The following is a 22,900-nucleotide window of genomic DNA, read 5'->3' on the forward strand; positions in this document are numbered from 1 at the left end:
TGAGCCTCTCTGGCGAGAGCTTGGTGGCATCGCCTCCAGGCGGACCAGGCGATCACAAAGGCCGGCTCGATGCGCCGCTGGGCTAAGCGGTTGGCAACACGACGGATCTCCTGCATCGACCAGCGGACCATCGGCGGGGTACTTTCCTCGCCGTTTTTGGGGGCGCGGCCAGGGCATCAGCCTTGTGGCGGACCACCGCGAGCAGAGCGAAAGCGAGCATCACCAGCGAGACATGCCGGTGCCAGCCATGCCAGCTCCGCGTCTCGTTGTGGTCCAGCCCGAGTTCAGTTTTGGCCGTCTCAAACGCGTCCTCGATCGCCCACCTCTGGCCCTCAACCCGGACCAGCGTGTCGATCGGGGTGCCTTCGGGGCACCAGGTCGTGAAGAACGCCAACTCACCATCGGCGGGACGCCGCCGGATCAGCAGGCCGCGCGTCCAGAGGCCCAGGCCGGGTGGCGCCCCGACATAGTCCGGATCGAGATCGGCCAGTTCCAGATAGGCCCAGTCGAACAGCCGCGGCCCCTTGCTGCCCGCGCCCGCCGACAGGCGGACCCAATCGTCCTCAGCAAGAGCCTTGGCGATGTCCTCCGCCGTGCCACCGACGTCGGGCCGCGCGCCCCAGGAGTTGAAGTGGGCGGCCCCCGTGACACCGAGCACATAGCCCTTGCCGGCACGACGCAAGGCCATCTCCAGTTCGCCGACACCGTAGACCGTGTCGGCCGCCACCCAGGCGAAGGGGACCGCCGCCTCCAGCGCCCGGCGCACCATCGCGACGGCGATGGCCGGCTTGGTGGCGAAACGGACGGCTTCGGGGACATGGGCCATGGCCAAGCGGTCCGGATTGCTGGTCCAGTCCTTGGGCAGGTAGAGCCGACGGTCGATGAAGGCGTGCCCCTTGGCCGAGACGTAGGCGGCGAAGACGCCGATCTGGCAGTTGGTGATCTTGCCCGCCGAGCCGGTGTACTGGCGCCCCACGCCACACGATGCCTTGCCCTGCTTGAGAAAGCCGGTCTCGTCGATCACCAGGGTGGCGTCGGGCTCCGTCAGGGCCTCAAGGGCGTACTCGCGCACCACGTCGCGCAGCGCGTCGGCATCCCAGGCGGTGCGGCCGAGCACCGCCTGCTGGCGCCACGGGCCCTTGTCACCCGCGGCTTCCGCGCGCATCCACCCGGTCTTACGCCGCTCCGGCCCGAGCAGCCCATCCAGGAACATGGCGGCCGAGACCGCTGTGCTGGCCTGCAAGAACAAGGGCGGCAGCCGGGACTTGACCTCGCGCAGCTCGGCAGACCACAGCTCCAGCAGGTCCTCGATCGCAATGCCGGACATGGCGACCTCCCAAAGCCCAGATCAACAGGCGGGTGGCCGCTTCATCGCAACTGTAATGCTAAGCTCAGCCTGCGCGATCTCGCGGAAACTCTGCTGTCGCGTGGTCTGGTCTTCTCCCACGAGGCCGTGCGGGAGTGGGAGGCCAAGGTGGCCCCGCTGCTCACCGATGCTCTCCGGCGCCGCCGGCGCGGTACGGTGGGGCGGAGCTGGTCCGTCGACGAGACGTACCTGAAGGTCGGCGGGCGCTGGTGCTATTTGCACCGGGCGATCGACAGCGATGGTGCCCTGGGCGAGGTCTACCTCAGCGAACACCGCGACCAGGTGGCCGCCGAACAGTTCTTCCATTCCGCGGTGGCGGTCACCGGCCGCATGCCCGAGACGGTTACGACGGACAAGCACGCCGGCTACCCGCCAGCCATCAAGCAGGTGTTCGGGGATGCGGCTGAGCACCGCACCTCCAAATTCAAGGACAACCATTTGGAGCAAGATCATCGCGGGATGAAAGGAAGGACGCGGCCGATGCGCGGATTCCAGCTCCCAGACAGCGCCCATCTTTTCTGCCGGGCCCATGACGAGGTGCGCAACTTTCTGCGCCCGGCAACCCGGCGCAACCAGCATGTTCCGACCGCCCGGCGACGGGCGATCTATGTCCGGAGGGACGCCGCCCTGCGCGACATGCTCGCCGTCGCGTAATCGACCCTTCCAATTCAGGGCGGCGTCATGCCCTCATGCACGCTGTGGCGCGAGATCTGACGCAACCCGCCGTCGCGTCCCGATGGTGACGAGCGCCCGGCTCCCGTCGCGCTCTGCGACAAGGCTTGCGTGGTGCGCATTGAGATCTCAGCCAGGCGCGTGCCGGCCTCCACCATGGCCTCCACGGTGTCCCGGAGGTAACGACTGTGCGCTTCGGCAACGGCGAGGGGCGTGACGCCGCGGGCGAAGCACTGCAGGACGCGCGTGTTTGCGTCGGCCGTTCTGTTCGTATAGATCATCCAGGTTTCACTCGTGTCGCGCAACGCGTCGCCAAGGGCCGTCGGCCACGCCGCCAGTGCGTCGATGGCTGCCCTGTTCGGTTGCGCCAGGTCCGTCAGCCGGCGCGCCGTCTCGAACAAGGTCGCGGTCGCCTGCTGCGTGGCTTGGCCAGCGACGCCGGCGGTCTGGCGGGTGCCCTCCTGCGCCATGTCGGCGGCCGCGCGTGCCGCCACGCCACCGGTCCGAAGCACCTGCTCGCCGCCGATTGCCGCGGTCTCAACCGGACGCATCATCGCGATGCTGGCCTCGCGCAGCGAGCGCCGCTGGGCCTCCTCGGCGGCTTGCGCGCGCTCCGCCTCCTCCGCGCGCCTCTGGCTTTCGATCTGGATGCGCCCGGCCTCCAGCCTTTCGCTAACCGTTTGCGCTTCCTCGTCGCTCAGCGCTTTGCGCACGGCCGGCAGCAGCTCCTTGCGTTCATCGCGGACATGCTGCTGGAAGACCTTCTTCAGCTCCGCCACCTTCGTGGCGAAGTCTTCGTTGTCCTTGGGCATCCGGTCGAGATCGCTGAGCAGTGAGCGAACCTGCCTGATGTCGTTGATCGCGTCGGCGACCAGGTCCTTGGTTTCCTTGTGCTTACGAAGCACTGGAAACAGGTGCTTTTCCTCGAGTGTCGCGTGCGTCTCCAATTCCTCCTTCAGCTCGCTGAACAAGCGCTCACGCGTTTTCACGGCGTTGTTGGACGTATCGGCGAGACGGGAGAAGAGTTCGTTCACCTTGGTCAGGCTCTCCTGCATCTGCTGTGCGATGGTCATGCTACCTTCCCCTTCAATGTTCCGCTGGTCGTGCACCGCGGTCGTCATGCTGCAGTGCGGCATAGGATGAACCAGAGGATAGAGCTCTGGGTTCCAAGCGTAATGGGATGAGCATTCCTGCGAACGAGAGGCAAACCATGGGTGCTTTGATGAGATGGATGCTCCCTTTTCGGCACGGCAGTGCCAGATAACGGACAGGCTCATCTCATCACGGGGGTTGTGCCACGACTGCGGCGTTTATCGGTCTCGATCTGACGAAGTCGCCGCAAGCGCATCGGCAGCCTGCACTTCGTTCGCTGCCAAATGGGCATCCTGCAACACGCAAAGCTGGTGTCTCACTGAGCACGATCGAACAGGGTCCTCCGCAGGACCATGTTGCCCGGCCGATCTTCGGGCGTCGGATCGTGCCCCTAGGTGTGGTGTCTGAGGGGGCTTGTGTGCTCTTCGGCGGTTTGAGGCCGCCGGTCTACTCCGCGGCAATGGGCAGCGGGTCAGTGAGCTGAGGGTGGCACAGCTCGGTCAGGCTTTCCATGGTCATGTAGCGCCGGGCCACCGCCCATTCATCATGCTGCTCCAGCAGCAAGGCGCCGACCAGGCGCATAACCGCCCCTTCGCCAGGGAAAATGCCGACGACGTTGGTGCGCCGCTTGATCTCGCCGTTCAGGCGCTCCAGCGGGTTCGTGCTGTGCAGCTTGGTGCGCAGGTCTTTGGGGTACTTCATGTAGGCCAGCACGTCGAACTCCGCCTCGTCCATCAGCGCGGCCAGCTTGGAAAAGCGCGGCCGCAGGCTGTCGGCCACCCGGCGCCACTGCTCGTGCGCCGCCTCGGCGGTCTCCTGGGCAAAGGCGGTGCGGATGGTGGCCGCGACCATCGTCTGGTGCGTCTTGCCGACGCAAGCGAGGAGATTCCTCATACAATGCACGATCCGAACGCAATCGACAAAATCCGCTTCACCGCGACGCTTCCGTTCGCCTGGACGAGTATTGGCAAGCCACGCCGACGCTGGTGACTCGTGTGCCGGCCTGTTGGTCCGGCACCTCCACAGCCGAGGTGCCCCCCAATGCCGCGCCGACGATGTTGCCCGACACCAGCAACGTGGACCGTTCACTCCGTCTTTGTTCGCACTCGCGACGGACCGGATCGGCTTGCGGATGCGTACCGCCACCTTCTCCGGCCCCCCACTCCCACCGCTTCTGAAAGCCCGCCCGCCGACGCTACCGCGGCAGGGCCGGTCGAGGGAGATCAACCATGCGCGCTGCCATCTACGCCCGCGTCTCCACCGAACGCCAGGAACGCCAGCAAACCATCGAAAGCCAGCTCACCGCTCTGCGCGCGTGGGCCGACGCCAACCGCCACGACCTGAATGACCGCCATGTGTTTCGCGACGAAGGCTACAGCGGTGCCCGGCTCGACCGGCCGGGGCTGGATGCCTTGCGCGATGCGGTGCGCGATGGTGAGGTGGAGGTCGTCGCGGTGCTGGCTCCTGACCGTCTGGCCCGCCGCTACGCCTACCAGGTGCTGCTCCTGGAGGAGTTCCGCCGTGTGGGCTGTGCGGTGGCCTTTCTCAATCACACCATCTCCGATGACCCCGGCGATCAGCTTCTCCTGCAGATCCAGGGAGCGGTCGCCGAATATGAGCGAGCCCTGCTGAGCGAACGGTTTCGCCGCGGCAAGCTGCAGAAGGCGCGAGCCGGTCAATTCATCGGCGTCCATGCGCCCTATGGGTACCGCTATCTACGGCGCCAAGGCGGCGCTGCGGGACGCCTGATCATCGACGAGGCCGAGGCGGAAACCGTGCGGATGCTCTACGCTTGGTTGACCGAGGAGCGGATGACCCTGCGTCAGATCATCAAGCGCCTGAACTTCGGGCCTTGGTTTCCGCGTTGCGGTCGGCGGCCTTGGTCGGTCTCGACCGTCCACGACATTCTGTCGGACCCGGTCTATACGGGAACCGCGTACTCAAACCGTTACGAGTATGTTCCAGCGAAGAAGCCACGCTCGCGCAAGCCCACCTACCGTGGTGTTGGCTGCCGCCGCTTACGGCCAAAGGAACAATGGATTCCGATTGCCGTCCCGCCCATCGTTGACCAGGAGACTTGGGATCGCGGTCAGGAGCAACTCGCGCGGAATGCCGCCTTGTCCTTCCGCAACAACAAAAAATACGACTACCTGCTGCGCTGCCTGCTCACGTGTGGCGCATGCGGTCTTGCCATGTACGGCATCACCCGGACGGCGGCGGGGAACATCCCTTGTCACTATTATCGCTGTGCCGGCAAAGACTGCGTGGAAACCGCGCGCCCACGTCCCTGTCCGCGCGCCCACGTCAAAGGCGCGGATTTGGACCGAGTGGTGTGGGAGCACGTTCGCGATCTCTTGCGCGCCCCCGAGCGGTTGATCGCTCAATTTCACCAGTTTGCCGGCGAAGCGGATCGGCATACGGCTCACGAGCGTCAAACGGAGCAACGGATCACGGCGCGGCTCAATGGCCTGGCCCGTGCCGATCAACGCCTGCTGGATGCCTATCAGGCGGAGGTGATCAGCCTGGAGGAATTGACCGATCGGCGCCGCCAACTTGATGACCAGCGCCGTGCGCTCACCCACCAGCTCGATCAACAGCGCGGGTTAAGCCGCCAACGCGCCAAAGCGTTGGAGGTGGTGTCCAACCTGACTGCGTTTTGCGAGCGCGTTCAAGGGCGCCTCGACGGCGCCTCGCTCGCTGACAAACAGGCCATCTTGCACCTCGTGATCGAGCGCATCATCGTTCACGACGGCAGCGTGGAGATCCGCCATGTCATTCCCTTGCACAGCCCACCGCCGGGGCGCGACCCCATGGCCGAGCCGATTGGAGGATTGCGTTCGGATCGTGTGAACACGACAGCGTTGAAGTGTGGCGCCCAGCACTTTGGAGGCGGCGGCCTTCAGCCCGAGATGCGCGTCGGCGATCACCAGCTTCACGCCACGCAGGCCGCGACGGGTGAGCGAGCGCAAGAAGTCGCTCCAGAAGATCTCGGCCTCTGACAGCCCAAGGCCGAGGCCCAGCACTTCACGCCGGCCGTCGGTGTTGACGCCGATCGCCAGTATGGCGGCGAGCGAGACGATGCGGCCATCCTGGCGGACCTTCACGTAGGTCGCGTCCAGCCAGACAAAGGGCCAGTCGCCCTCCAGCGGGCGGTTCAGGAACGCCTGCACGCGCTCGTCGATGTCCTGGCACAGCCGGCTGACCTGGCTTTTCGAGATGCCGGTCATGCCCATCGCCTTGACCAGCTCATCGACGTTGCGCGTCGAGATGCCCTGCACATACGCCTCCTGGATCACCGCGATCAGTGCCTTCTCCGCGGTGCGCCGCGGCTCCAGGAAGGCTGGGAAGTAGGAGCCGCGCCGCAGCTTGGGGATGCGCAGGTCGATGGCGCCGGCGCGCGTCTCCCAGGTCCGCTCCCGGTAGCCGTTGCGTTTGGTCAGCCGGTCCTCGCTGCGTTCACCGTAGCCGGCGCCGCAGAGGCCCTCGACCTCCAACTCCATCAGGCGCTGGGCGGCGAAACCGACCATTTCGCGCAGAAAGTCGGCGTCGGCGCTCTTCCCAATCAGCTCGTGAAGAGCGATCCTGTCCTCGGTCATCGTGTTGCTCCGTCTCGGTTGATGGTCGTCAAGCAACCTCAACTTAGCCGAAGAACACGGTGACCGCCCGCTCCCGGACGGCTGGCCCGCCTGCGCCAGCTAGGGGGAGCGCTCCGGCGGGCCAGCCTTACGCCTCAGACACCACGTGCCGGGACACGGCCCGGCGTCGCGACCGAGTGGGAATTGGCGCTGCGCGATCGCGCCCGCGCGCAAGGCTTGCTGAAGCGTGACGACCGCGCCGTGGTGGAGTAGCTTCCAACCAACTCGGGATCAAGGGGCCGGCATGTTTACGGTGAGCGAGGAGGAACGCGCGGCGATCAGTCGCGCCTACGAGGACGGCGGCGAGTGGGCGGCTGTTGCCGAACTGCGTCGTTACTTTGCCATCGAGGACAACGACAATGCCCTGTTCGCGGTGCGCAGCATCGTGCGCTGGCGGGCGGCTCCCGTCTCCCCACCGCCGCGCCGCCCACCGAACGGAGCCTCGCGATAAGATTCGCCTGACGAACATGGAATCAAGGGTGATGTCCTCACGATGGTGCTCGGTGAAATCTCCAAGCAGGGCAACGACCTCACTCCAGGCCAGACATGCGCAACCGCGATCTGATCGGCAAACCGGACTGGACACCCGCGACCTATGAGGCCGTCGCCGCGGATCGGATCGCGCCGAACCAAGTCATCGTCATCATGATCACCGGGGAGGTCCGCGGCGCCTTCGGCATCGATCCGCGCACCGCCGATGACGGCATGCCGGTCTGGATTATCACGCATCTGGCAACGGGACATCGCCTGCCACGCGAGTTCCTGTCGCGGGACGCCGCCGTGGCCTGCGCCCAGACGCTGGAGGGGCTGGCCTGCTGGACCATGGACGATCCGGGACAGATGCTGAGCCACCCCGATGCCCGGCTTGCCCGTCGGCTGGTGGCCAGCGCTCCGGGAAGTCGCGCAGACCGTGCCGAACCGTCCGGCAATGTCTTCAGGAGTGGCGTGGAGCCGAGCTAACCAGCAGGCCCACGGCAACGATGCGGTGGACTCTGGCAGCAGAGCCAGCACGATGCCATGGTGGGCGTGCGAGAGCGGCGCTGTTGCGGGGAGTCGCACAGGCGGCTTTTCCCGCTGCGTCCGCGTCACAGCTCCGTGATGTGTGAAAAGCGGAGAGGAGGGGTGCGGTCGGAACATTTTCTAGCGTTGCGTGATCGGCCCCAATCGCGTTCTCCCGAGCAAACGCCCGTCGATGGCGGCGAGGGCGCATCCAATCAATGCCATGGCGAGGACATGGCGCGGTTCGAGCCGCTCACCGAGGAGAAGCGCGCCCAGGACAATCGCCGAGACCGGGATGAGGAACGTGACAAGCAACAAATTCGTCGCGCCCGCCGTGGCCAGGAGGCGGAAATAGAGCACGTAGGCCAACGCGGTCGAGAGCCCCGCGATGCCGAGCACCGCGCCCGATACGGTGAGACTTGGCGCCGCCAGCGTCCAGGGGTGATCGACCAGAAGAGCCACGGGCAGCAGCACAAGCGTCGAAGCGGTGACCTGGCCCGCCGCCGTCACCATGGCTGGGACTCCCATGCGCTTGAAGCGCCGCCCGAACACGCCAGCAAAGGCGTAGGACAAGGCCGCGGCCAGCACAGCGCCCTGTGCGACGACGTTGGTCCCCAAGCCCGTCAGCACCGCTGGGCCGACGAGAACGGCGACACCGGCGAGGCCGACGAGAACGCCAACGAGCCGGTTCGTGGTCATCTTTTCGTCGGGCGTCAGAAAGTGCGCAACAACCACGGCGGACAGTGGCGTCGTGGCATTGAGGATCGCCGCGAGCCCGCTCGCGATACGCGTCTGGCCCCACACGATGAGGCAGAATGGTACAGCGTTGTTGAGCAGTCCCATGCCGAGGAACGCGGCCCAGGCCCGTCCATCGCACGGCATCTTCAACCCGAGCATTGGAACGACGAGGTTGAGGATAAAGGCGGCGAGCCCGACGCGCAGCACAACCAGGGTGATGGGGGGCAGTTCCCGGAGTGCGACGCCGGTGAAAAAGAACGAGCCGCCCCAGAGGGCCGAGAGCGCGAGGAGCATGCCCCATTCCGAGGGCCGCATGCTGTGATTCAGAGCGGGTTGCATAGGGCCTCCAACGTGGGAAAGCCCACGATGCTTACGACGAAGCCGTGTCGCCGCGCGACCCGTTTCTTGCTCTCAAATTCCAAATGTCGCGTGCGATGGGGAGCGTTCCACACGCTGGCGTTCGTGCCCACCGCGTGAACGGGGCGAGCGAATACGCGGCCGTCCCCAGCTGATGCGTCAGCACCTCTTGCGGTTGCCGCGCCGAGGTGGGCTATTGCAGCACGCCGATCCCATGGGCCTGGTTATCCTGCTGGCATTCCGGTCCGGTCTCGCCGGTTAGAATGATGCCGGGCACCGGCCGACCGACACGCTCGCCCAGCTTGAGGATCACCGCGGTGCCGACGCGCCCATGGCTTCGGTAAGAGTCGGCCAGCAACACGTCGGGGCTCTGGCTCACCGTGCGCAATGAGGTCAGCGGAAACCCGGCCTCACTGCGCGGCTTCCAGCTGCCGATCCAAAGCCCGCCCCAATTGCCGTGGCGTGACGGGCTTGTGCATCACACGCAAGCCGTAACTTGCGGCATCCCGATGGCATTCCGGCCCCGTCTCGCCCGTAAGGATGATCCCGGGGATCGCGGTGCGGAACATCCGTCGGATGGCGAGAATGGCCTCGGTGCCGATGCGCCCCTCGCGCAGCCGGTAATCGGCCACGATGATGTGGGGTGGACGCCCAGCACGCTGAAGCCGTTCGAGCGCATCATCGGTCGAGCCTGCGATCACGACCTCGTAGCCCCATTCCTCAAGCATTGTCTTGAGCCCGAGCAGGACAATCGGGTCGTCGTCAACCACGACGGCGAGCTGCCCGGAACCGCGGGTTGGTGTCGCCGTCTCCATGGAACGGGGGACGGCGGCGGCGCGGCCGGCTGGAACGCCAATGGAAAACACGGAGCCCGCGTCGGGAACGGAGCGGACATCGATCGGGTGATCGAGCAACTCGGTGATGCGCCGCACGATCGCCAGCCCCAAGCCAAAGCCTTGGGCGCGGTCGCGCTCGGCATTGCCGACCTGATGGAACTCCTCCCAGACGCGGCTCAAATGCTCCTCTGGAATGCCGATCCCGGTGTCGTGGACCGCGATCCGCACCGTGGTGCCGACCCGGTCGCACGCGATCCGAACCTCACCGGTCTCGGTGTAGCGGATGGCATTCTCGACAAGGTTGCGGATCACCCGCGCCAGCAGCGTGCGGTCGCTCCGGACGACATCCGCGCAGGGGGCGGCCCGCAGCATCAGCCCCTTACCCTCGGCAATCGGTGCGTATTCGACCGCGACTTGATCGATCAGCGTGCCAAGCGCAAAGTCTTCGAGTATGGGCTGAACAACGCCCGCATCGAAGCGCGATACGTCCAGCAGGCTGTCGAGCAGGCCCTTGAGCGCGTCGAGTCCGCGCTCGAGGTGGATCAGCGCCTCACGCCCCTTCGCTCCGGACACGCTCCCATGCAGCGCGGCCGCGAACAGGAACAGCGACTGAAGCGGCTGACGCAGGTCGTGGCTGGCGGCGGCCAAGAACTTTGATTTCGACACGTTGGCGCGCTCGGCCCGGTCACGGGCGTCCTTGATGTCCTGTTCCGCGCGCTGGGCCTCGGTGATGTCCCGGACCGCGCCGATCAGGCGAACGGGCTGCCGCCTCCCCTGCCCGTCTCTCCAAAGCACCTTGCCGGTCGCGTCCAGCCACCGCACCGTGCCATCCGGCCACAGCGCGCGAAACCGCAGGCGGTATTCGCCGGAGCTCGCCGGATCCATCGCCCCCTCCTCGGCCCGCCGAACTAAGGGAACATCGGCCGGGTGGACGCGCGAAAGGTAGACGGCACCGGTCACCGCGGCGTCGGCTGACAGCCCGAACATCGCCTTGCAGCGCGCCGACCACGTCAGCTCCCGGCTAATAAGGTCGAGATCGAAGGTTCCGAGATCAGCCGCGGCAACAGCGAGGCGCAACCGTTCATCGCTGATGCGGGAGTGGGCTTCGGCCTCACGTTCGGCGGTTACATCCAGAACTAGGCCGTCCCACACCACACGGCCGTCCGCCTCGTGCCGGGTGTGCGCCAGACTGCGCTGCCACCGGGTGCGTCCGTCCCGCCCGATGACCTCCAGCTCCACCGAGTACGGCTCGCCAGTCTCCGCGGAGGTCCGGATGGCGGTTTCCCAGCGCGCTCGGGACTCCGGCGTCATGCCATGCTGCAACGTCCGGAGCAGGTTTTCCCCAGCGATGCTGCCCGGCTCGTAATCCGGATAGAGCCGTGAGCATTCGCTGACGAAGGGATAGCTGACGACTCCGTCCTTGAGAACGCGCCGGTAGATCATACCGGGAAAGTTGCTGGTGATATCGGTGAGCCGGTCAGCGACCGCCTGCTCCATCTTCAGCGCGTCAAACCGCTGTTCGGCTTGGCGCTGACGCCGATAGGCCCGAAGCTGCCCGAAGGCGAGGACTCCGGCGAGAGCGACCGCCACAAGGCCGCCGAGTGCCGCGATGGCGACGGGTTTGCGCGACAGCGCGGAGATCGCCGCGGAATGAGTTCCGGCAACGATGGCCCACCCGGTCAAGTCGGAGCGGACCACGGCCACGGTCAGCTGCGCTCCGTCGCGGCTAACGGCTTCAAAGACATCATCGTTTTTGTCTTCGGCGCCTTTCAAGACCGATGCGGTCACCCGTTGGCTGATGGCGGGATCGGTCCGACCGGCGGATGCGGTACTCGCCACCAGGTGGCCTTGGCGGTCGACGATGGCCAGACGCCAACCCTCGGGGACGCCCTGCTCGCCCAGCAGTTTGGACAGGGCATCTGTGCGGATGATGGCGGTCAAGGCGTACCGCGGCTCACCGTTGCGGAACACGGGGACGCGAACCGTTACGATCGGCTCCGGCATTCTGGCAGTGTCGACCAGGAGGTTGCCAGCTTGTGGCTTTCCCGTCCGAAAGACTTGTTCCAGGCTCCCCGGGTCAGCGACCGGCGGCAAGGGCATGCCTCCCGGAATGCGCGTATTCATGACCTGGCGCTCATGGTCGGTGAGCACGACACCGAGCCAGGAGGACCGTGCTTCCAATACGCGCTGGGCCTGAGTCTGAAAAGATCGGAGGTTTGGCGCATCGAGAGCTTCGGAGGTTGCCAGAGCGTGAAGCACGCCGAATTCGTTGGCGATCTGCCGCTCGACCGCGGTGGCGACCGCGCTCGCCTTCATACGCAGGCCATTCTCGACGCCCGCCGCACGCTCTTTACTGTACAGGAACAGCATCACCGTCGCGAACAGCACGGCCGGCAAACCGGCCGCGGCGGCGAGTGCGGAAAGGCGCAAGTCCGACGTCATGCAAACGGGTCCCCAGTGCCAAAGCCAGCATTCCGGCCCGGAAACAATTAATCCTTTGTTAACCTATCACCAAAGGACGATGGCCCCCTTCGGGAGCCGATGCCATTCGGCAGCGCGAGAGGGGTGCTGTCAGACGCGCCGCGCCGACGTGGCCGCCCGCCCAAGTCACTGAAGGCAATAGGCTTTGTTGCACAAGTCCGGTCAGGGACCGCTCTGTTGGCCTGAGGGGCGATTGGGGTATAGAGGCGAGCGCTGAAGCCGAGAGCCCGCATGCCGTACAAGCACAACGAACCGCGTCGCCACAAGATCCCGAAGGCCAAGTACAAAGTCGGGAACTGGCGGGAGTACAACCGGGCTTTGCGGCAGCGCGGCAGTTTGACGGTGTGGGTCACCCCCGAGGCCCTGGCCACGTGGACGCCGGCCCAGACCGGGCGGCGGGGCTGGCCGCTGGCATACTCGGACCTCGCCATCGAGACGGGGATCATGCTGCGCCTGGCGATGGGGCGGCCGTGGCGCCAGACCAAGGGCCTGTTGCGCTCCATCGTCCAGTTGCTCGGGCTCGACGTGCCGGTCCCCGACGACACCACGCTGGCCCGCCGCAGCGCCCGGTTACCGCTGACTACCGCACTGAAGACGCCGACTGGGCCGGTCGATGTCGTCATCGACTCCTCCGGGCTGAAGGTGTTTGGCGCCGGCGAGTGGTGTCATGAGAAGCACGGTGGCAAACCGCGCCGCAGCTGGCGTCGGTTGCACCTGGCCGTCGATCCGGAGAGCGGTAACGTCCTCGCCGCCGAACTGACCACGACCGAGGACGGCGACGCGTCCCAGGTCGGGCCCTTGCTCGATCAAATCGCTGGCCCGGTCCGGGCCGTGCTGGCCGATGGCGCCTATGATGGCGAGCCGGTGTACCAGACCATCGCCGAACGCCACACCGACGCCGCGGTGATCATTCCACCGCGCTCCACGGCGGTGCTCAGTGACACCGCCCCGACCGCCCCGACGCAGCGCGATCAGCATATCCACGTCCTCGCCGAAAAGGGCCGGATGGGCTGGCAGCGGGCGACCGGCTATGGAAAGCGCGCGCTGGGCGAAACCGCCTTCTCCCGGTACAAAACTTTGATCGGACGCACGCTCCGGGCTCGGACTCTGCCCGCGCAGAAGGTCGAAGCCCGCATCGCCTGCGCGGTCATCAACCGCATGACCAGCCTCGGCATGCCGGTTTCCCATAAGGTGGCCTGAGGGCCGCGGGCAAGGCGCGAAGCCTGTCCGTAGCGCGATTTACGCAACAACGCCCGCTGAGGCGCTCGGGATCACCGTCAAACCGGTCGCCCGCGGTCGGAACGGGACCTTCATTCCGGCCGGAATTTGCTGGGCGGTGGAACGCTCTTTCGGATGGCTCGCCCTCTATCGCCGGTTGAACACGGTCGTCGAGCGGACGAAGGAGCACCTCGTCGCCTTCATCGAGATCGCCTTCGTCTCGATCCTCTCACGCCGCCTCAAACGGCTCGCTGCCGAGACCGTCAAAGCATGACAGCTACGAACAAGCTCTCAGAGGCAATGGCTGCTCCCGCCGCCAACGGTCGTAGTCTTCCTCGACCTGCTCGGCGGCACGCAGGCGCTCCTCCCAGGCGCGCTCCAGGGAGCGGGCAACCAATCGGTTTTCCGGCTCGACCGCGTCGTATTGCCGGCGGGCGCGCTCGGCCTCGTACCGGGCCCGCTCGCGCCGGAGCGCCCATTGCCGCTCGAGCAGGCGGGCTTCCTCCTCCAGGGTGTTCAAGGCGGCGATCGCCAGGGCCACCCGGTCGGGGGCGAGCGCCTCCAGGATCAGGCGCTCCACTTCGACATCGACGGCGAGCGCGCGGACTTCCTGGCAGCCCGGATCGCCGCGTTGAGCCTTGTCGGCATGACATCGGTACACCGGATACTCGCCATGGGGCCCGGAGTACCCCAGGGTCATCCGGCGACCGCTGCGCCCACACACAGCGATGCCCTGCAACAGGGCCATGCCCTTGCGGGGCACACCGCGGTGGTTGGCCTCGTAGCGGTTGACGTTGTCCGACAGCCGTTTCTGATTGGCCATGAACTCCTCCCAACCGATGTAGCCGGGGTGAGCGTCCAGCAGACACACCGGCCAGTCCGCCAAAGGGCGCGTCACCGTTCCGCTGCGCGCCGAACCGGACCGCCGATGGCCGCGATCCTGGAAATGCCGGCCATAGACGTAGGCACCGGCATACCCCGGATTTTTCAGGATGCTGAGCACCCGGCTGCTGTCGGCCGGCTGCCACACCACAGCGTGCGGAGCGGGCCCCCGCAACGGGCGGACCGGCACCGACAGGCCGGCCTGGCGCAACGCCCGTACGACGGCGTGGGCGCTGCCCAGGTCGCGGAACAGGCGAAACACCAGGTGGATGCGGGCTTGAACCTCTTCGTCGGGATTGAGGATGATGGCTCCGCCGCTGTCCTCCGCCAGCCCGCCGGGCAACGGCTGACGCAATTTGCCGCGGGCCGCCTTCTGGCGTTCGCCCTGATGAAGGCGGACCTTGATCTGGTGCAACTCCGCCTCGCTCATGATGCCCGACAGCCCTAGCAGCAGCCGGTCGTGATAGGCTGCCGGGTCGAACAGCCGTTCCCCATCGGCGATCAGCACGCCGAAGAGCCCGCACAGTTCCACGAGCTGGTACCAATCGCGGTTGTTCCGCGCCAAACGGGAGGCATCCAGGCTGAGCACAAGGCCGGCGTGGCCCAACCCGATCTCGGCAATCAGCCGCTGGAACCCTTGTCGACCGTCGCTGGTAGCACCGGAACACCCAAGATCCTCGTCGATGACCTGTACCCGCTCCCGCGGCCAGCCCAGCGCGCGGGCGCGGTCGGCAAGGCGGTATTGCAGTTCGGTGCTCTCCTGATGCAGGCGCACCTGACCGATTGACGACTGGCGCACATAGATGAAGGCCAGCTTGGCGCGGTGCGCCGTGGTGATCCGGTCCTCACCGGGAAGCGGCGCGGTCAGCACGGTGGGTCTCCGGGACGGATCGCGGATGCGGCGCGCGCATCCGAACCAACATGGCGGCATAGGCCGCCACAATCCTTCGCCGCACGTCCATTGGCAACGCCGTCCACAACGCCGGGGCGGTCCCCAAGACCACCGGTGGCGGCTGGGCATGAAGGCTGATCCGCGGCGTCGACGCGATGCTGCTCATCGGCGGCATCCCCTTTGGAAACCTTCAACAGCGCGCGTAGGCAATCCGCTAACGGCAGCAGCGTGCGCGCAGAAATGCGCGCCTCGCACGGCTCGCGTGACGTGCCCCCGTCCGTATCCGAAATGAGGTCGGTGGCCGCCCGATGCACATGCCGGCGCCGACCATCGGGCAGAAAAACCGTCAGCCAGTCCGGACCGCGGCTGGATGCCTCCGGGGCGACTTGAAGCCGTTGGCCGTAAAGGGAATGTCGCCGGCTGGTGATCACGACGTCAGTGATCACCAGCTCCATGATGGAGGCGGTCTGGGGTGATCGGGGACCCAACTCTCGGAGACGCGATCCTGGACCGCATTCTTCACAACGCCTACCGCATCGACCTCACGGGCGACTCATTGCGCAAACCGCGACGCCCGCCAGCCCTGGCCGAAGGAGAGTGACGAGACCGCCGGGCGTCCCTGGAGCTCCACAGGCACCTCCCGGGCAAGCCGGCCGCTCACCAGCGTGATAGAGCGCGCTCGCGGCCGGCTTGCCCGGGGCCCTCCTGTGGATTCCAGGGACGCTCTCCACCTCGACATGATCATGGCGGCTTGACCCGACGCCATGATCATGCGACACGAAAAACGCCTCGCGGGGACACGCCACCCCGGCCGCTTTCCTTCGGAACCCTGGCCGGCTTCATTTCGGAACGGTGGCCGCCTTCAAATCGGAATACCCGGCCGGCTTCATCGGAATCTGCATCGTGGCGGCACAGGGCCCGCGGAACCTGGCCGAGTTGATTGCCCAGCTGGAGGATCTGCCGATCCCCGCTCTGGCGCGCGCGGCCCTGCTGGACGTGGCCGAGCATATCGAGACGAGCAACCGCCGGATCGCGGCTCTGGAGGCGGCGATCATGGCGTAGCATCGCACCACTGAGGCGAGCCGCAACCGCGCTACCATTCCCGGCATCGGCCCGATCACCGCCTCGATGCTCGCGGCCACTATCAGCGATCCGTCGGCCTTCAAGACCGGGCGCCATCGCGCCGCTTGGCTGGGCTTGGTCCCCCGACAGAACTCCAGTGGCGGCAAGGATCGGCTCGGCGGCATCACCAAGGCGGGCGACCGCTCCATCCGCCACCTTCTGGTCATGGGAGCGACTACGAGCATCCGGTATGCTCGCAGCAAAGCGCCCGGAGAGGGAGAGTGGCTGAAGCGCCGGTTCGCCCGCAAACCGGCCCGGCTCGTCAGCATTGCCCTGGCCAACAAGATGGCCCGCATCACCTGGGCCGTCCTGAACCGGGGCGACGTCTCCCGTAAAACGCCCCCTGTTCCCGTCGCCGCGTGAGGCCGGCGGCGTCGCGAGTAGGGACCCAGCTGTGTGAGGGTGCTGAGGGAGGGGATGGCGAGACGGTTCAAGCCGGGGATCGGGAAGACCCATGGACTGTCATGCGCCTCGAGCGCGGCAAGTTGATCGGGACCCAATCCCGCGGAGTTCATCATGGCCCGCGGTCATCAGCACCGCATTCTTCGAGGCCGGACACATGACCGCACCCGACCTTTTCGCCAAGCCAGATCTCTTTTCCCTTGCGCCGCAGCGGTCGTCCACACATGACAATACCCTTCCCTGTCTGCCCGGATGCCTATTTGGCCGGATAGGTGATCTTGCCGGTGGCCTTGTCGCTGGGCCACACGACCTCCTGGCCGCTGTCCGGCTTGTACTGCACCGCGATCATACTCTTGTCGGTGATCAGTTGGTGCTTGCCGCCCATTTCCGCCGCCGCGTAGGCCACCTTGCCATAAGGCGTGTCGAAGGTCATCGACCCGAGATTGGCGAGGATCTTGGACCGATCCCACGAGCCCGCGGCCTTCGCGGCGTCCGTTAGCGTCTTCATGGCCACATAGCCCTGAACAGCGCTTGATACGACCTCGCCGCCCCGTTTCGCCTCGGCCGTCTTCACCCAGTCCGCCAAGCCGGGGGTGGACTGCTTGGCCGACCACAGGTCGATGACCACGACGTTGTCGCCGGCTGGGCCGAAGTCGGACCGCTTCTCGCCGGCACCCTGCGTGACCAGCAACTTCGGCTGGGCGCCGAGTTGTTCGGCCTGCCGGGCGATTTGGATGTTGTCGCCGGAATAACCGATGATGAACAGAACGTCGGGATTCAGCCCCTTCGCCCGGTTCAGGATGGGCGAGAAGTCGGGCGTCCCGGCGCGAAACGGCTCGTTCATCACCACCTCGATGCCCGCTTCCTTGGCGTATTGCTGGGTGAACTTGGAGCCATCGGTGCCGTACAGCTTGTCCTCATAGGCGATGGCCAGAGTCTTCACGGCGGGGATGCTCTTGAAGAAGTTTACAGCCGCCTTCTGTCGGTGATAGTCCCAGATGTAGACGTGATAGTACCAGTCGTTCTTGCCAAAGGTTTCTTCTAGCCGCACGGAGGAGGAGCCCGCGTGGACGAAGATCGGCTCGTAGCGCTGGAGCGCGCTCAGCAGCGCGAAGTCGGAGGTGCTGCCGAAGCCACCCACGAAGGCGTCGACCTTGTCCTGGGTGGCGAGCTTCGCGGCGACTGTGGCCGAGGTGTTCGGCTCGCCCTTGGTGTCCTCGGTGACCAGCTCGATTTTCCGGCCGAACAGGCCGCCGTTCTCGTTCACCTCCTCCGCCGCGTACTGGATGCCCCAGAGGATCTGGTTGCCGCCACCCGCCAGCGCGCCGGTCAGCGGCAGCGGCACGCCGATCTTGATCGGCCCCTGCTGCGCACCGACCGGCGCCACGGTCACCGACCACGCGAGCGCGGCCGTCGCCAGGATGCGCCGGCCCGACATGTGTCTGAAAAATCCTCCCATGGCTTTTTCCTCCCCTGATTTTTGTGCGTTGATGCGGTCGGCACGGCGTTTTGACGCGTTTCACAGGCCCAGGTAGGCGACCCTCAGTCGTTCGTTGTGGCGTATCTCCGCGGCGGGGCCGGCCAGCGCCACGTGCCCTTCGTCGAGCACAAGGCAGCTGTCCGCGATCCCCATGGCCGCGGCGAAATTCTGCTCCGCCATCAAGATGGCGCAGCCGGCGGAGTCCTTGATGCGGCCGAGCGCCTCGAACAGCTCTTCCACCAGCTTCGGCGCCAGACCGGCGGAGGGCTCGTCGAGGATCAGCAGCTTGGGCTCGATCATCAGCGCCCGCGCGATGGCCAGCATCTGGCGCTGCCCGCCGCTCATGGAACCGGCGAGCTGGCCCTGGCGCTGGTGCAGGATCGGAAAGAGGTTGAACACGGTGTCGAGCAGCCGTCGGCGTTCTCCCTGGGCGCCGCGGGGCCGCAACGCCTCGAAGGCGCCGCGCAGGTTCTCCTCCACGGTGGCGTTGGCGAAGCAGCGGGCGCCGTCGGGGACAAAGGCGACGCCGGCGTGCGCCAATTGCCAGGTGGACAGGCGCGACAGGTCGCGGTCGTCGAGGCGGAGCGTGCGCCGGCTGACGTCCACAGTGCCCACCAGCGCGCGCAGCGACGTCGTCTTGCCCGCCCCGTTGGGGCCGAGCAGGACGAGAAGTTCCCCGCCCGACACCGCGAACTCCAGGTGCGGAACCACCATCAGGTCGCCGTAGCCGGCCTTTTCGATGCGGACCTGGACCCTGTTCACAGCGTGAATCCCTTTCCCAGATAGGCCTCGCGGACGTCGGGGTCGGTCAGGACGCGTTGCGGCGCACCCTCGGCCAGCAGGCGCCCCTGGTTGAGCACGATGGCGTGCTGGCACAGCCGCGCGATGATGCGCATGACGTGCTCGATCACCACGACCGTGACGCCCAAGACGTGGATCTCGCGCACCAGCCCGATCACCTGGTCGGTGTCCTCCAGGCTCAAGCCGGCCATGGACTCGTCGAGCAGCAGGACCTCTGGGCGGCAGGCCAGCGCCCGCGCGATCTCCAGCCGCCGCAGGTCGGAGACGGACAGCTGGCCACAGCGGGTGGTGACCGCCGGACGCAGGCCGCAGTAGTGCGCCAGGTCCGCCGCGCTACGCACTCCGGACGGCAGGGGCCGGTCAGAGCGGGCGTAGAGCAGCGGGACGGAGATGACCTCCTGAATCGTCAGCTCCTTCGGCACCTTCGGGACTTGGTAGGTCCGGGCGAGGCCGCGGTGCACGATGCGGTCCGGCCGCAGGCCGGTGATCGGTTGCCCCTTCAGCACGACGCGCCCCGCCACGGGCGGAATCTGGCCCGAGACCATGTTCACGAAGGTGCTCTTGCCCGACCCGTTCGGCCCGATCAGCGCGGTGATCGTCCCGCCGGGAATGTCGAGCGTGACGTTGTCGATGGCCCGCAGACCCCCAAAGGCGACGGTGCAGCCGTCGATGCGCAGACCATCCATCACAATCTCATCCATCACGGCCCCGCTCATGACGCGAGCCTCGCCTTGACGGTGTCCGCCTCGGCCGCGGGCTTGCGGCGCCGCCGGACGAGGCCCCTCGCGAAGCCGACCAGCCCCACCGGCATGCCGACGATGAAAAGGATGATCACCGCGCCATAGACGACCTGGTACCCGACGCCGCCGACGAAATGGCGCGCCACCTCCTCCAGCGCGCGCAGCGCCACGGCGCCGATGATCGGCCCCAGCGTCGTGTCCATGCCGCCGAGGATGGTCACCGCCAGCGGCAGGACGTTCCAGTTGGTGGTGAAGACGTCCTCAGGGATGACGTAGCCGTAAAGCCCGGCGTAGCAGGCCCCGGCCAGCCCGGCGACCATGCCCGACACGGCGAAGGCCAGGATTTTCAACCGGGTGACCGGTACGCCCGAGGCCGCGGCGAGGTGGGGGTTGTTGCGGATCATGAAGAAGGCCGGCCGGAACCGCGGGCCGAGGAAGATATCGCTGACCGTGGCCGCCACGACCAGACAGGCGGTGATGAAGAGAAGCTGGTGGGGCGGCGAGCCGCCTGCGATGACCGGCGGCATGATGCCCGTCGATCCGCCGGTCAGGTCCGGCGTCACCAGGATGAAGACCTGGATGGACAGGCTGAACGACAGGGTGGCGATGGTGAAGTAGAGCCGGCGCAGACGCAGCGTCACCGCGCCCAGCAGCACCGCGACGGCGCCGCACAGGAGGATGCCCGCGGCCCATCCCAACACGGGCCCGAACACCGGCGTCAACAGCGCCGAGCCGTAGCCGCCCATGCCGAAGAAAGCCGCGTGCCCCAGCGACACTTGGCCGGTGCGGGACAGGATATCCCAGGCGAGTGCCAGGATGGCTGACACGGCAACGCCGATGGCGATCTGCACAAAGAAGGGATGCTCCGCGACCGCCACCACGACGAAGGGCGCCGCGACCGCCGCGTAGAAGCCGAGCCGGTTGAGAAGCCGTGCCGCGTTCATGTCTGCACCTGCTTGCCGAACAGGCCGCTGGGCCGGACGATAAGGACGAGCAGCAGCAACAGGAAGGCAACCCCGAAGCCCCAGCTTCCGCCTTGCGGCACGAAGGTGCTCGTCAGTCCCTCCGCCAAGGCGAGGATGGCCGCCCCGACCAGCGCGCCCGGAATGTTGCCGAGCCCGCCCAACGCGATGATGGCGAAGGCGCGGATGACCAAGTCCACTCCGACCGTTGGCTGCACATACAGCACCAGCGCGACCAGCCCGCCCGACACCCCGGCCGCCGCCCCGCCGATGACGAAGGACAGCTCGAAAACGCGGTCGACGTTGATGCCGGCGTGTAGCGCAAGCTCGGGATCGTCGCTGGCGAAGCGCATCTGCGTGCCGTAGCGGGTGTGGGTCTTGATCCACAGCATCACCAGGAACAGCGTCAGACCGACCAGCGCGACTGCGAAGTTGTTGCCCGGAATGGACACGTCTCCCAGGCGCAGCGAGGGCAGCAGGGCCGGAGCCTGCATGACCCGCGGGTCGGGCGACCACAGGATGACGGCGATGTTCAGCAGCAAGATCGACAGGCCGAGCGTGGCGAGCAGCTGGTTGTGCTCGTCCTGCTTCAGAACGCGGGCCAGGAACACGCGGTAGACCAGCATCGAGAACAGCCCGAGCGCCACGCCCGAGGCTGCCATGCCAAGCCAGGGGGATAAGGCGTAGCGCGTGTGCAGCCAATAGGTCAAGAAGGCGCCGAGCATGACGAATTCGCCATGCGCGAAGTTGATGATGCGGGTCACCCCAACCGTCAGCGTCAGTCCTGCGGCCACCGCCGCATAGAGCCCCGCGATGGTGAGGGACAGGAGAACGGCTTGGCTCACTGAGGCGATGGTCATGCCCGCCTTCCTGCGAAGGGACGCTCACGCGTCGCCGTTGGCGTCCGATGTGGCTTCCGAGAAGTCCAGCAGCTTCGACTTGTATTCGCTGCGCGGCAGCGTGCCGGCGGGGACGAGCTGGACCGCCGTGCTCACCACCAGGGTCGCGCGCATATCCCGCTCGATCCGTTCACGCAGGTCGTCGGAGGGCGCCGCGCCCTCGGCCAGTTCCACGACCACCTTCAGGGGCGGCGCCTGCTTCACCCCCTTGGCACTTGGTCGGATGGAGATGACGCCGCTGACCGCCGGTGCGAAGCGGTTGACCACCTCGCGCACGGCGGAGGGGAAGACGTTGACGCCACGCACAATCAGCATGTCGTCGGTCCGTCCGATGCAGCGGACGCGCGGCGACGTGCGGCCACAGGCGCAGGGCTCGGTCCAGATTACGGCATGGTCGCGGGTGCGAAAGCGCAGCAGGGGCGCGCCCCGGTGCCGCAGATGGGTGAGCACCAGCTCGCCCTTCGCCCCGTCGGCGACGGGAACCGGCGCACCGGTTTCGGGGTCGATCAGCTCGAAATGGACGAAGCCGCGCCCGGAGAAATGCATGCCCTGCTGGTGCTCGCATTCGCCCCAGAGAGAGACGGAGATGTCGCCGATCCCCATGGCCTCGGTGACCCGGGCGTTCCAGGCCTCCTGCAGCTTGGTGCGCATGGCGGGCTCGCCGCCGCCCGGTTCGCCGGCGACCATGATGCGCTCGATGCTGCTGCCGCGCAGATCGAGCCCGCGGTCCCGCCCGATCTCGGCGAGGTGCAGTGCGTAGGACGGCGTGCAGGCCAGGGCCTGGGGCTTCAGGAGTTTGATCGCCGCCAGCAGCCGCTCGGTGTTGCCGGTGCCGACGGGGATGTGGCACAGGCCCAGCCTAGGAAAGGCGTCGAGCGCCGCACCCGCCACGAAGGGGCCGGCGTTGTAGGTGGTGACGATGCGCTGGCCAGGCGACACCCCAGAGGCCGCGTAGCTGCGGCAGGAGGTGCGGACCCAGTTGTCCAGATCGCCCGCGGTCAGCGGGATGTAGCTGGGAATGCCCGTCGTACCACTGGTGGAGAAGATGCGCACGACCTCCTCCATCGGGGCTGCCAGATGCGTGCCGATGGGGTCCGCCTCGCTGCGGCTTCTGCGCAGTTCGTCCTTCTCCGTCAGAGGCAGGGCACTGATGTCGTCCAGCCCGCCCACCGCCTCCGGCGTGGTGAAGCCGGCGGCTGTCAGCTTATCGCGGAAGAAGCGCGACTTGGCGAAGAGGTAGCGGATTTGCTCCCGGTACAGCGCGTCGTCCTGCTCCCGCTGCTCCGCCCAAGGGCGCGTTTCGATTTCCGGTTCGAACATCACGGG

20 protein-coding genes and 4 pseudogenes are annotated in these 22,900 nt (G+C 66.8%); 9 read left to right on the top strand and 15 right to left on the bottom strand.

The window, feature by feature from the left end:
* Window positions 1-82: 82 nt before the first annotated feature.
* Window positions 83-1,327 carry an IS701 family transposase gene (locus M2351_RS19005; protein ID WP_264657671.1) on the bottom strand — a complete coding sequence of 415 codons (1,245 nt, stop codon included), beginning with the start codon at window positions 1,325-1,327 and terminating at the stop codon, window positions 83-85.
* Between M2351_RS19005 and M2351_RS19010 the strand changes: the two genes are divergently transcribed.
* Entirely contained in the window at window positions 1,238-2,020 is a 783-nt protein-coding gene (locus M2351_RS19010) for an IS6 family transposase (RefSeq protein WP_264658084.1), read from the top strand. The two genes, M2351_RS19005 and M2351_RS19010, sit on opposite strands and share 90 nt — an antisense overlap.
* Window positions 2,021-2,034: 14 nt before the next feature.
* Here the strand turns inward: M2351_RS19010 and M2351_RS19015 are convergent, their stop codons facing one another.
* Window positions 2,035-3,111 (bottom strand): hemerythrin domain-containing protein, encoded by a 1,077-nt coding sequence (locus tag M2351_RS19015; protein WP_264657672.1) that lies wholly within the window; start codon window positions 3,109-3,111, stop codon window positions 2,035-2,037.
* A gap of 466 nt (window positions 3,112-3,577) precedes the next feature.
* Window positions 3,578-4,033 (bottom strand): annotated as a pseudogene (locus M2351_RS19020) (transposase); the annotation flags it as partial.
* Between the two features lie 326 nt (window positions 4,034-4,359).
* On the opposite strand from M2351_RS19020, the pseudogene M2351_RS45150 reads away from it, so the two are divergent.
* Window positions 4,360-5,418: pseudogene (locus M2351_RS45150) on the top strand (recombinase family protein); the annotation flags it as partial.
* Between the two features lie 522 nt (window positions 5,419-5,940).
* On the opposite strand, the pseudogene M2351_RS19035 reads toward M2351_RS45150, so the two are convergent.
* Window positions 5,941-6,726 (bottom strand): annotated as a pseudogene (locus M2351_RS19035) (IS256 family transposase); the annotation flags it as partial.
* A gap of 283 nt (window positions 6,727-7,009) precedes the next feature.
* On the opposite strand from M2351_RS19035, the gene M2351_RS19040 reads away from it, so the two are divergent.
* Together M2351_RS19040 and M2351_RS19045 are read left to right on the top strand one after the other, a co-directional pair.
* Window positions 7,010-7,216 carry a hypothetical protein gene (locus tag M2351_RS19040; protein ID WP_264657675.1) on the top strand — a complete coding sequence of 69 codons (207 nt, stop codon included), beginning with the start codon at window positions 7,010-7,012 and terminating at the stop codon, window positions 7,214-7,216.
* A gap of 95 nt (window positions 7,217-7,311) precedes the next feature.
* Window positions 7,312-7,725, top strand: a complete 414-nt coding sequence (locus M2351_RS19045) for a hypothetical protein (protein WP_264657676.1) — start codon at window positions 7,312-7,314, stop codon at window positions 7,723-7,725.
* Between the two features lie 180 nt (window positions 7,726-7,905).
* Here the strand turns inward: M2351_RS19045 and M2351_RS19050 are convergent, their stop codons facing one another.
* The 3 genes from M2351_RS19050 to M2351_RS19060 form a co-directional block, all read right to left on the bottom strand.
* A complete protein-coding gene (locus tag M2351_RS19050) occupies window positions 7,906-8,796 on the bottom strand; it encodes a DMT family transporter (RefSeq protein WP_264657677.1) in 891 nt (296 codons plus the stop codon).
* Window positions 8,797-9,052: 256 nt separating this feature from the next.
* Window positions 9,053-9,220 (bottom strand): hypothetical protein, encoded by a 168-nt coding sequence (locus tag M2351_RS19055; protein ID WP_264657678.1) that lies wholly within the window; start codon window positions 9,218-9,220, stop codon window positions 9,053-9,055.
* Between the two features lie 49 nt (window positions 9,221-9,269).
* A complete protein-coding gene (locus M2351_RS19060; protein WP_264657679.1) occupies window positions 9,270-12,137 on the bottom strand; it encodes a hybrid sensor histidine kinase/response regulator in 2,868 nt (955 codons plus the stop codon).
* Between the two features lie 270 nt (window positions 12,138-12,407).
* Between M2351_RS19060 and M2351_RS19065 the strand changes: the two genes are divergently transcribed.
* Together M2351_RS19065 and M2351_RS19070 are read left to right on the top strand one after the other, a co-directional pair.
* Window positions 12,408-13,376, top strand: coding sequence for an IS5 family transposase (locus M2351_RS19065; protein WP_264657680.1), 969 nt, complete (start codon window positions 12,408-12,410; stop codon window positions 13,374-13,376).
* Between the two features lie 136 nt (window positions 13,377-13,512).
* Window positions 13,513-13,668 (top strand): hypothetical protein, encoded by a 156-nt coding sequence (locus tag M2351_RS19070; protein WP_406567407.1) that lies wholly within the window; start codon window positions 13,513-13,515, stop codon window positions 13,666-13,668.
* A 3-nt stretch (window positions 13,669-13,671) separates the two neighbouring features.
* Here M2351_RS19070 and M2351_RS19075 read toward each other — a convergent pair whose 3' ends face one another.
* Both M2351_RS19075 and M2351_RS19080 read right to left on the bottom strand, forming a co-directional pair.
* Window positions 13,672-15,147, bottom strand: a complete 1,476-nt coding sequence (locus M2351_RS19075) for a recombinase family protein (RefSeq protein ID WP_264657681.1) — start codon at window positions 15,145-15,147, stop codon at window positions 13,672-13,674.
* On the bottom strand, window positions 15,141-15,623 hold the full coding sequence (locus M2351_RS19080) for a hypothetical protein (RefSeq protein WP_264657682.1): 483 nt from the start codon (window positions 15,621-15,623) through the stop codon (window positions 15,141-15,143). Before M2351_RS19080 ends, M2351_RS19075 begins: the two co-directional genes overlap by 7 nt.
* A 17-nt stretch (window positions 15,624-15,640) precedes the next feature.
* Between M2351_RS19080 and M2351_RS19085 the strand changes: the two are divergent.
* From M2351_RS19085 to M2351_RS19095, 3 genes and pseudogenes are all read left to right on the top strand, one after another.
* Window positions 15,641-15,769: pseudogene (locus tag M2351_RS19085) on the top strand (ATP-binding protein); the annotation flags it as partial.
* A gap of 251 nt (window positions 15,770-16,020) precedes the next feature.
* Window positions 16,021-16,230 carry a hypothetical protein gene (locus tag M2351_RS19090; RefSeq protein WP_264657683.1) on the top strand — a complete coding sequence of 70 codons (210 nt, stop codon included), beginning with the start codon at window positions 16,021-16,023 and terminating at the stop codon, window positions 16,228-16,230.
* Window positions 16,231-16,266: 36 nt separating this feature from the next.
* Window positions 16,267-16,653 (top strand): transposase, encoded by a 387-nt coding sequence (locus M2351_RS19095; RefSeq protein WP_264658086.1) that lies wholly within the window; start codon window positions 16,267-16,269, stop codon window positions 16,651-16,653.
* A 295-nt stretch (window positions 16,654-16,948) separates the two neighbouring features.
* Here the strand turns inward: M2351_RS19095 and M2351_RS19100 are convergent, their stop codons facing one another.
* The 6 genes from M2351_RS19100 to M2351_RS19125 all read right to left on the bottom strand — a co-directional run bounded on the left by M2351_RS19100 (window position 16,949) and on the right by M2351_RS19125 (window position 22,894).
* On the bottom strand, window positions 16,949-18,130 hold the full coding sequence (locus M2351_RS19100; protein ID WP_264657684.1) for an ABC transporter substrate-binding protein: 1,182 nt from the start codon (window positions 18,128-18,130) through the stop codon (window positions 16,949-16,951).
* 81 nt (window positions 18,131-18,211) lie between these two features.
* Complete coding sequence (locus M2351_RS19105) at window positions 18,212-18,934, bottom strand: ABC transporter ATP-binding protein (RefSeq protein WP_264657685.1); 723 nt, start codon at window positions 18,932-18,934, stop codon at window positions 18,212-18,214.
* Window positions 18,931-19,674, bottom strand: a complete 744-nt coding sequence (locus M2351_RS19110) for an ABC transporter ATP-binding protein (RefSeq protein WP_264658087.1) — start codon at window positions 19,672-19,674, stop codon at window positions 18,931-18,933. The genes M2351_RS19105 and M2351_RS19110 overlap by 4 nt, the downstream gene beginning before the upstream one ends.
* An 11-nt stretch (window positions 19,675-19,685) precedes the next feature.
* Window positions 19,686-20,657 (bottom strand): branched-chain amino acid ABC transporter permease, encoded by a 972-nt coding sequence (locus M2351_RS19115; RefSeq protein WP_264657686.1) that lies wholly within the window; start codon window positions 20,655-20,657, stop codon window positions 19,686-19,688.
* A complete protein-coding gene (locus M2351_RS19120; protein WP_264657687.1) occupies window positions 20,654-21,535 on the bottom strand; it encodes a branched-chain amino acid ABC transporter permease in 882 nt (293 codons plus the stop codon). The genes M2351_RS19115 and M2351_RS19120 overlap by 4 nt, the downstream gene beginning before the upstream one ends.
* A 24-nt stretch (window positions 21,536-21,559) precedes the next feature.
* On the bottom strand, window positions 21,560-22,894 hold the full coding sequence (locus M2351_RS19125) for a phenylacetate--CoA ligase family protein (RefSeq protein WP_264657688.1): 1,335 nt from the start codon (window positions 22,892-22,894) through the stop codon (window positions 21,560-21,562).
* Window positions 22,895-22,900: the final 6 nt, after the last annotated feature.

Origin of the sequence: Azospirillum canadense, from assembly GCF_025961225.1 — a bacterium.
Lineage (GTDB): Bacteria > Pseudomonadota > Alphaproteobacteria > Azospirillales > Azospirillaceae > Azospirillum > Azospirillum canadense.

What these genes read in the sequence shown, in the direction of transcription:
- M2351_RS19005 (WP_264657671.1), bottom strand. Translation starts at nt 1,327, where the DNA reads ATGTCCGGCATTGCGATCGAGGACCTGCTGGAGCTGTGGTCTGCCGAG.
- M2351_RS19015 (WP_264657672.1), bottom strand. Translation starts at nt 3,111, where the DNA reads ATGACCATCGCACAGCAGATGCAGGAGAGCCTGACCAAGGTGAACGAA.
- M2351_RS19040 (WP_264657675.1), top strand. Translation starts at nt 7,010, where the DNA reads ATGTTTACGGTGAGCGAGGAGGAACGCGCGGCGATCAGTCGCGCCTAC.
- M2351_RS19045 (WP_264657676.1), top strand. Translation starts at nt 7,312, where the DNA reads ATGCGCAACCGCGATCTGATCGGCAAACCGGACTGGACACCCGCGACC.
- M2351_RS19050 (WP_264657677.1), bottom strand. Translation starts at nt 8,796, where the DNA reads ATGCTCCTCGCGCTCTCGGCCCTCTGGGGCGGCTCGTTCTTTTTCACC.
- M2351_RS19060 (WP_264657679.1), bottom strand. Translation starts at nt 12,137, where the DNA reads ATGACGTCGGACTTGCGCCTTTCCGCACTCGCCGCCGCGGCCGGTTTG.
- M2351_RS19065 (WP_264657680.1), top strand. Translation starts at nt 12,408, where the DNA reads ATGCCGTACAAGCACAACGAACCGCGTCGCCACAAGATCCCGAAGGCC.
- M2351_RS19080 (WP_264657682.1), bottom strand. Translation starts at nt 15,623, where the DNA reads ATGGAGCTGGTGATCACTGACGTCGTGATCACCAGCCGGCGACATTCC.
- M2351_RS19100 (WP_264657684.1), bottom strand. Translation starts at nt 18,130, where the DNA reads ATGTCGGGCCGGCGCATCCTGGCGACGGCCGCGCTCGCGTGGTCGGTG.
- M2351_RS19110 (WP_264658087.1), bottom strand. Translation starts at nt 19,674, where the DNA reads ATGGATGAGATTGTGATGGATGGTCTGCGCATCGACGGCTGCACCGTC.
- M2351_RS19115 (WP_264657686.1), bottom strand. Translation starts at nt 20,657, where the DNA reads ATGAACGCGGCACGGCTTCTCAACCGGCTCGGCTTCTACGCGGCGGTC.
- M2351_RS19120 (WP_264657687.1), bottom strand. Translation starts at nt 21,535, where the DNA reads ATGACCATCGCCTCAGTGAGCCAAGCCGTTCTCCTGTCCCTCACCATC.
- M2351_RS19125 (WP_264657688.1), bottom strand. Translation starts at nt 22,894, where the DNA reads ATGTTCGAACCGGAAATCGAAACGCGCCCTTGGGCGGAGCAGCGGGAG.